7 protein-coding genes and 3 pseudogenes are annotated in these 6,438 nt (G+C 52.3%); 7 read left to right on the top strand and 3 right to left on the bottom strand.

The genetic code is table 11. The features are described 5' to 3' along the window. Window positions 1–117 precede the first annotated feature (117 nt). Together ERE07_RS19120 and ERE07_RS19115 are read left to right on the top strand one after the other, a co-directional pair. Window positions 118–345 (top strand): annotated as a pseudogene (locus ERE07_RS19120) (transposase domain-containing protein); the annotation flags it as partial. Further along, window positions 345–917 carry a plasmid pRiA4b ORF-3 family protein gene (locus ERE07_RS19115; RefSeq protein WP_102071911.1) on the top strand — a complete coding sequence of 191 codons (573 nt, stop codon included), beginning with the start codon at window positions 345–347 and terminating at the stop codon, window positions 915–917. The pseudogene ERE07_RS19120 and the gene ERE07_RS19115, both read left to right, overlap by 1 nt. Before the next feature lie 184 nt (window positions 918–1,101). Here the strand turns inward: ERE07_RS19115 and ERE07_RS21740 are convergent, their stop codons facing one another. Both ERE07_RS21740 and ERE07_RS22405 read right to left on the bottom strand, forming a co-directional pair. Beyond that, window positions 1,102–1,239 (bottom strand): hypothetical protein, encoded by a 138-nt coding sequence (locus ERE07_RS21740; RefSeq protein WP_167671003.1) that lies wholly within the window; start codon window positions 1,237–1,239, stop codon window positions 1,102–1,104. Between the two features lie 41 nt (window positions 1,240–1,280). After that, window positions 1,281–1,526: pseudogene (locus ERE07_RS22405) on the bottom strand (Shedu anti-phage system protein SduA domain-containing protein); the annotation flags it as partial. A gap of 50 nt (window positions 1,527–1,576) precedes the next feature. Between ERE07_RS22405 and ERE07_RS19105 the strand changes: the two are divergent. Further along, complete coding sequence (locus ERE07_RS19105; protein WP_167671001.1) at window positions 1,577–1,765, top strand: hypothetical protein; 189 nt, start codon at window positions 1,577–1,579, stop codon at window positions 1,763–1,765. 22 nt (window positions 1,766–1,787) lie between these two features. Then, window positions 1,788–1,940 (top strand): annotated as a pseudogene (locus ERE07_RS22465) (flagellin N-terminal helical domain-containing protein); the annotation flags it as partial. On the opposite strand, the gene ERE07_RS22460 reads toward ERE07_RS22465, so the two are convergent. Next, window positions 1,928–2,116, bottom strand: coding sequence for a transposase DNA-binding-containing protein (locus ERE07_RS22460; protein ID WP_483413477.1), 189 nt, complete (start codon window positions 2,114–2,116; stop codon window positions 1,928–1,930). The pseudogene ERE07_RS22465 and the gene ERE07_RS22460 sit on opposite strands and share 13 nt — an antisense overlap. A 122-nt stretch (window positions 2,117–2,238) precedes the next feature. On the opposite strand from ERE07_RS22460, the gene acuR reads away from it, so the two are divergent. From acuR to ERE07_RS19085, 3 genes are all read left to right on the top strand, one after another. Further along, a complete protein-coding gene (acuR, locus tag ERE07_RS19095) occupies window positions 2,239–2,907 on the top strand; it encodes an acrylate utilization transcriptional regulator AcuR (protein WP_167670999.1) in 669 nt (222 codons plus the stop codon). Between the two features lie 97 nt (window positions 2,908–3,004). Further along, window positions 3,005–3,985 (top strand): acrylyl-CoA reductase (NADPH), encoded by a 981-nt coding sequence (gene acuI / locus ERE07_RS19090; protein ID WP_130010643.1) that lies wholly within the window; start codon window positions 3,005–3,007, stop codon window positions 3,983–3,985. Window positions 3,986–4,221: 236 nt separating this feature from the next. Further along, a complete protein-coding gene (locus ERE07_RS19085; protein WP_167670997.1) occupies window positions 4,222–6,363 on the top strand; it encodes an acetate--CoA ligase family protein in 2,142 nt (713 codons plus the stop codon). Window positions 6,364–6,438: the final 75 nt, after the last annotated feature.

The following is a 6,438-nucleotide window of genomic DNA, read 5'->3' as shown; positions in this document are numbered from 1 at the left end:
CCACGCAGCCGCCGCCGCGTTGTTCGACGTCTCGAATCTTGACTTGGCGACCAAACAATGGATGCCAACGATAATGGACTTCAACTTCTTGCCCGATATGGGCAGAATGAATGCGAACTTGCCCTAGGCAGGAAAAACTACCTGTTCCTTGGTTCGGATGCGGGGGGCGAACGTGCGGCCACCATGTATAGCCTGTTGGGCACCGCCAAATTAAACGACATCAATCCGCAGGCGTACCTGCGCCATGTCTTGACCGTGATTGCCGATCATCCGGTAAACCGGATTGATGAACTGTTGCCGTGGAACGTTGGCAAGCACGCGCTGTCGCTGGATAGAGCGGCATAATGGTCGCCAAGGTCGTCGCGCTGCAAGGGCAAGCGATGGTATTGCGTATCGAACTGCGCTACGTTCAGCCGACGGTCTACCGCACCATTGTGGTTCCCAGTCGCATCACCCTGCCCAAGCTGCACGTCACCATCCAGCAAGCCATGGGCTGGCTCGGCGGCCATCTGCACGAGTTCATCATCGACGATACGCATTACGGTGAGCTTGACCCCGATTACCCCGAGCCTGATCTGAGAAGCGAGAAGCGCGTGCGCCTGGACAAGGCGCTGGGCGTACGGCGTCAACTCGATTACATCTACGACTACGGGGATAACTGGGCCCATCGGATTCGGCTGATCGAGGTGACGCCCTTTAGCGGCCCGCTGGATTCCCCTTGGTGCCTGGACGGCGCCAATGCCTGCCCGCCCGAAGATGTGGGTGGGGAGCCGGGCTATATGGAGTTCTTGGAGGCCATGGCCAATCCCGCGCATCCTGAACACGAACAGATGATGCAATGGCATGGCGGCCCATTCGATCCAGCTGCCTTCGACCTTCAAGAGGTCAACGAGCGGCTGATGCAGATTCGGATTTAACGCAACACGGTGCTGGCCGGGCCGTTACGATTAAGGCTGTAAGCGGCTGTCTATACGCAGCTGTTGAGCGGAAACTGTGCCGCAAAGTGGCTACACAGGGATCGCCAAGGTCTATATCCGAGTCACAGCTCTGACCGGTGACGCGTGGAACCTGCTCTGGCCGAGCCATCGCATTCAAGACGGACTATTCGGCTTGCAGTGTTGCAGGCGCAGCACTGAGGGCCGGGCCGTTGCGCAATCGATCGAGTACCGCCTGAAGTCGCGCCAGTAGGTCGTCATAGGTGATGATATCGACGATACCCTTGGAATCGCGGCGAAGCACTTCAAACTCACGCCTTTGCGCCTCGGATAGCGTGTTACATGTCAACGCCCCATGATCACAATGCCTAGTGGGTTGATTATCCGGATCCTGAAGCCCGCAGGCAGATCAGCACTCAACAGTTTGGTCAAGTAGTCCTCGCCAGGCAGTCCCCACCGGTTCAAATGCCTCAGGTAATGAGTGGCCTGACCCATCGCGCCGACCAAGTCGCGCATTGGCAGGTGGTGGTCGCGGTAGCGCGCAGGTAGCATGATGGGCTTGCCCATCGGTTTCTTGATCTCGATGACGTCAACGTTGCCAGATGCATCTACCTATCGACACGCCGACGGGTGCGCTCGTCATGAGCGATCAGCCTTGGAACCCGGGACTATCTCTAACGTATGTCGGTCATACCGTGCTTCGCACGATGGAGTTGCACAAATCGCACCTATTTATCGATCGGGGCGCCTACCTGGGCACGCCTGAAACGCAATTGTTGGTGCTCGAACATAAGGATGTCCTCGGGTGGCTCGTGCGTGGGCCTGGCTAACATCCCAGACTATGCATGAAATCTGGGCACAAGTGGCGTCGTCACGCCGCGGTTATCCATCCAGCAAAGAAGCGATGCACTGACCGTTCAAGATAGAGCATTTATTGATGGCGAAATCACGCAGCTGAAAGAAGAAATCAATCGTATCGGCAGCTCCACAGCTTATAACGGCATCCAATTGTTTGGCGCTGGACAAGCATTGAACTTGCAGGTCGGGTCGTCCGCCGCCGTGATCTGTTTGAGCACATGGCGAAATCGTCTAGCCAAGCGACCATCACAAAAGTCTGCCGCAGCATCCTCATGGTTGGCCCATGCGTCAGTACTGGCTACTGGTGTTGGAGTGTTTCCCATTGGAAGCACCTTCTGAACTTTGAGGCTAGACGATAGGGTTAATCCTACTGAGTGATAGTCCATCGCTGTTATGCGAGTAAACCCTAGTTTCAGTTCATAGACGACTGGTCTAATATTGCGCTATGAAAATTAGATCTATCAAGTCGGATTCAGTCGGCGATCCATTACCCAAGCGCATACGGGGTAGCAGGCGGTCAAGCAACACGGCCACCCGCATGGCGTTAGTGCGATGCGGAACTGAAATCTTGACAGAACGAGGTTTTCACGCGACCGGCATTGAGGAGGTGCTGGCGCGCGTTAAGGTGCCTAAAGGTTCGTTCTACCATTATTTTGAGAGCAAGCAGGCCTTTGGCCAGGTCGTTATTGATAACTATGCGGAATATTTTGCCAAGAAACTTGATCAGTTATTCAGCAATACTTCGCATTCTCCTGTAGAGAGGTTGAAGGCCTTTGTTGCCGATGCGACGCGTGCTATGGAACGTTATGAGTTCCAGCGTGGGTGTTTGATTGGCAATATGGGGCAGGAGTTGGGGGGGTTGAACGATGCGTTTCGCCAAAAGCTCGAAGCGGTACTCCAGTCATGGCAGGTGCGTGTGGCGGCGGTACTGAACGAGGCGAAGATCGTGGGGGAGTTGGCCGAGGATGCAGATACCAAAGCCATTGCAGAGTTTTTCTGGATCGGCTGGGAAGGTGCAATTTTGCGTTCTAAGCTGACGCGTAGCGTTGTCCCGTTAGACCGGTTTGCTCACATGTTCTTTACGCATATCGTGGTGCCGGGGTACCGAAAGTAGAGTCTTGACTAGCTGTCTGAGAGAATATCTCATGGTAGAGGGGCATAGGGAAACATTTTTCTTTTATAGCCGACTGGTCTATTATTTGGAGGATATGATGCATCAAGCACTTTGGCTCGACAAGGATGAAAAGGGTACGAAGGCTTCTTTTCGCGATCTCGACGACGCATTGCTAGGGGAAGGAGAGGTCGTCGTTGCCGTGGAATGGTCCACGCTGAACTACAAGGACGCCCTGGCGATCCTCGGTCGTTCTTCGGTGGTGAGAAAGTTTCCGATGATCCCTGGGATTGATCTTGCGGGTACAGTAGAAAGCAGTGACCATCCCGATTTCCTGCCGGGCCAGCGTGTTGTTCTGAACGGCTGGGGTCATGGCGAATCGTTGTTTGGTGGCCTAACTAGTAAGGTGCGGGTACCTGCCGCCCACCTGATCTCCCTGCCGGACGCGGTTAGCACGCGTACCGCCATGGCCATCGGCACGGCGGGATATACAGCAATGCTTTGTGTGCTGGCGCTCGAGCGACACGGTGTCGAGGCGAAACAAGGAGAGATTCTGGTGACAGGCGCAAGCGGAGGTGTTGGCGGGTTTGCCACGGCGCTGTTGGCACGGAGCGAATACCAGGTCGTGGCGTCGACGGGGCGCATGACGGAGGAGGCGCGACTCAGGCGCTTGGGGGCAGTAAGGGTAGAGCATCGCGATGAGATCGCCAAACCCGGCAAACCGCTGCAGAAGGAAAGATGGGCAGGAGCAATCGACTCTGTAGGCTCGCATACGCTGGCCAATGTCTGCGCACAGATACGCTATCGAGGAACTGTAGCTGCCTGCGGATTGGCCCAAGGCATGGATTTCCCTACCACTGTCGCGCCATTCATCTTGCGCGGTGTCACTCTCGCCGGGATCGATAGCGTGAAGGCACCCCATTCCGAGCGGCTCGCCGCGTGGAGTCGTCTCGCTTCTGATCTGTCCCTAGACATCATTGAAGATATGGTGAATGAAATCTCTCTGTCGAGTGTCGTCGATGGGGCTCGAGAGTTGTTAGAAGGACGCGTAGCGGGCCGATTACTCGTGCGCATCGGATGAGGTCACACGTCTTCAGACGAAAAAGCGTTCTCCCTTTATTCAGCTTTTTTAATTGCTCTTTTGACACTGATTATTTCCTCACCAAAAATCATCCACTTTCGCCATAGGCTAAGAATGAAGCATATGACATTCAGTGTGGAGGTCGCAAATTTTGGGGTGACGTTGATATCAGTATATTTGTGTGACAAATATTATATTGATCCCAGGATCCCTACAGACAATCGATGGATGGAGTTATGACAGAAATCATGTACCAACGGCGTACACCTTTGACGCAAGGGTTAAATCGCGCCGATACGTCTGCGGCTCAAAATGTATCTAAACTATTACGGCCTAAATCCATAGCGATCGTAGGTGCATCCCAAAACGACTCTTCTTTCGGTTACCGCTTGATGTCAGTGCTTGCTTTACAAGGATATCAAGGCACTTTGGTAGGGATCAATGCTAAGTATGATGAGGTAGCAGGTTTACCCTGCTATCCCAGTTTAGGCGCGATGCCCTTTACTCCCGATTGCGTGGCGTTTGCTATCAGCGACGAGAAGATCATGGCTGCTATGGAGGATGCGGCTGCAGTTGGTGTACCTGCAGCGGTGATGTTCGGTCGTCTTTTTGACACGCGTACAGGAGTCGAAAGCCTGCCAGAGCGTGTAGCGTCGTTAGCTGCTGAGGCTGGTATCCGAATTTGTGGCGCAAATTGCATGGGGTACATGAATTTCTCCGAACGTATCGTTATGTCGGCGAACCCACCACCTTTAATCGATCACCCGGGTAATATAGGATTACTCTCCCATAGTGGCTCTAGTTGGTCTGGGTTAGTAGGCAACCAAAGACAGTTAGGCTTCAACTACGCAGTGTCGATGGGACAAGAGTTAACAACAGGTATAGCTGATTACATCGAGTTTTTATTAGCACAACCGACCACGCGTGTCATCGGATGTGTCTTAGAGACAGTTCGCGATCCTGATCGTTTTTTGATGGCTCTTGAGGCGGCTGAACAAGCCGCAATACCTATTGTCGTGTTGAAGCTGGGTCGATCGGAACAAGGAAAGCGTTTCGCTCTTGCGCACAGCGGCGCTTTAGCAGGATCAGATTCTGTATTTAATGCAGTATGTGAACGGCACAATGTAATACGTACACGTACTCTTGATGAATTGGCAGATACATTAGAGTTGTTGGCTAGCGCACGCCGGCCGCAACCAGGTGCTTTAGGGGCTGTAACGGATTCAGGTGGGGAGCGGCAGCTAATAGTCGACATAGGGGCAGATCTCGGGGTTCCGTTGGCGACCTTGTCTCCAAAAACACATGAGCAGTTAGAGAATGTGTTAGATCCTGGCATGTCACCTGAGAATCCGGTTGATTCTTTCGGTGATGGCCGGAATCTCATGTATGAATGCTTGAAATACGTTTCAGGAGATCATGCTGTCTCTATAGCCGCATTAGCGACAAATCTGGTCTATGGGCGTGACAGATATTTAGAAGCTAGCACGCAAGCGGCTATACGTGTGCATCAATCTACCGACAAACCAGTAGTCGTTATATCTAACTTACATAGCTCCGTCAGTAGGCCCCATGCATCAAGGTTACGGGCCCAGGGCATTCCAGTACTGATGGGAACTGTTACTGCGTTGTTAGCGATAAAGCACGCGATTAAATGGCAGGAGGCGGCAAACGTTGTAAAACAACAGCCAAATACGAAGCCGCTCGAGCTATCAAGGGAATTGCTAGAAGAAATTCAAGAGAATGAAGACCGAGCGTTGAGTTCAAAGACTTCCTGGAATTTACTGCAAGAGGTTGGCCTACCGTTCGCAAATAGCAAGTTCGTGGAATCAAAAGAAGAGGCTCTAGAGGCCGCAGTCCAGGTAGGCCTTCCGATAGTGCTCAAAACGGCAGAGCCTCATGTACTTCACAAGACCGATGCGGGCGGCGTAGCGTTAAATCTGAAAACTAGAGAAGAGGTTCTTGAGGCCTACGAAGCTATAGCTGAGCGTTGTGGTCCCCGGATTCAAGTGCAGAAGCAAATAATGCCTGGTGTTGAAATTCTTCTAGGAATGACGAGGGATCCTCAGTTCGGCCCGGCTATAACGCTTGCTATGGGTGGCATATTTACCGAAATTCTGCGAGATTCGATCACATTTTTGCCTCCTGTTTCGTCGGAACGAGTGAGAAGTTACCTTACACAATTAAAAGGTTATCCAGTACTCAATGGAGTAAGGGGTGGCGAGCGTTCCAACATCGAAGCGTTATGCAATCTCGTATCAACGTTTAGTCAGATGTGCGTTCTTGACGAGCTCGCCTTTAAAGAAATAGATCTAAATCCAATAATTCTTGGACCTGTCGACGTTACCATTGTGGATTCACTTTTTATATTGAATGGCTGATGGTAGTTGCCGATCCAATCTTTGCAATGATTTGTAAGAGACGGAGTAGTTTATTCTAAATATAAGGAGCGAGTA

Origin of the sequence: Allopusillimonas ginsengisoli (assembly GCF_004153455.1) — a bacterium.
GTDB lineage: Bacteria > Pseudomonadota > Gammaproteobacteria > Burkholderiales > Burkholderiaceae_B > Allopusillimonas > Allopusillimonas ginsengisoli.
Note: the sequence above shows the minus strand (reverse complement) of the source record. Positions and strands in the feature narration are given on the sequence as shown.

Coding starts and splice junctions, on each gene's coding strand:
- ERE07_RS19115 (WP_102071911.1), top strand. CDS start 345: ATGGTCGCCAAGGTCGTCGCGCTGCAAGGGCAAGCGATGGTATTGCGT.
- ERE07_RS19105 (WP_167671001.1), top strand. CDS start 1,577: ATGAGCGATCAGCCTTGGAACCCGGGACTATCTCTAACGTATGTCGGT.
- ERE07_RS22460 (WP_483413477.1), bottom strand. CDS start 2,116: ATGGGAAACACTCCAACACCAGTAGCCAGTACTGACGCATGGGCCAAC.
- acuR (WP_167670999.1), top strand. CDS start 2,239: ATGAAAATTAGATCTATCAAGTCGGATTCAGTCGGCGATCCATTACCC.
- acuI (WP_130010643.1), top strand. CDS start 3,005: ATGCATCAAGCACTTTGGCTCGACAAGGATGAAAAGGGTACGAAGGCT.
- ERE07_RS19085 (WP_167670997.1), top strand. CDS start 4,222: ATGACAGAAATCATGTACCAACGGCGTACACCTTTGACGCAAGGGTTA.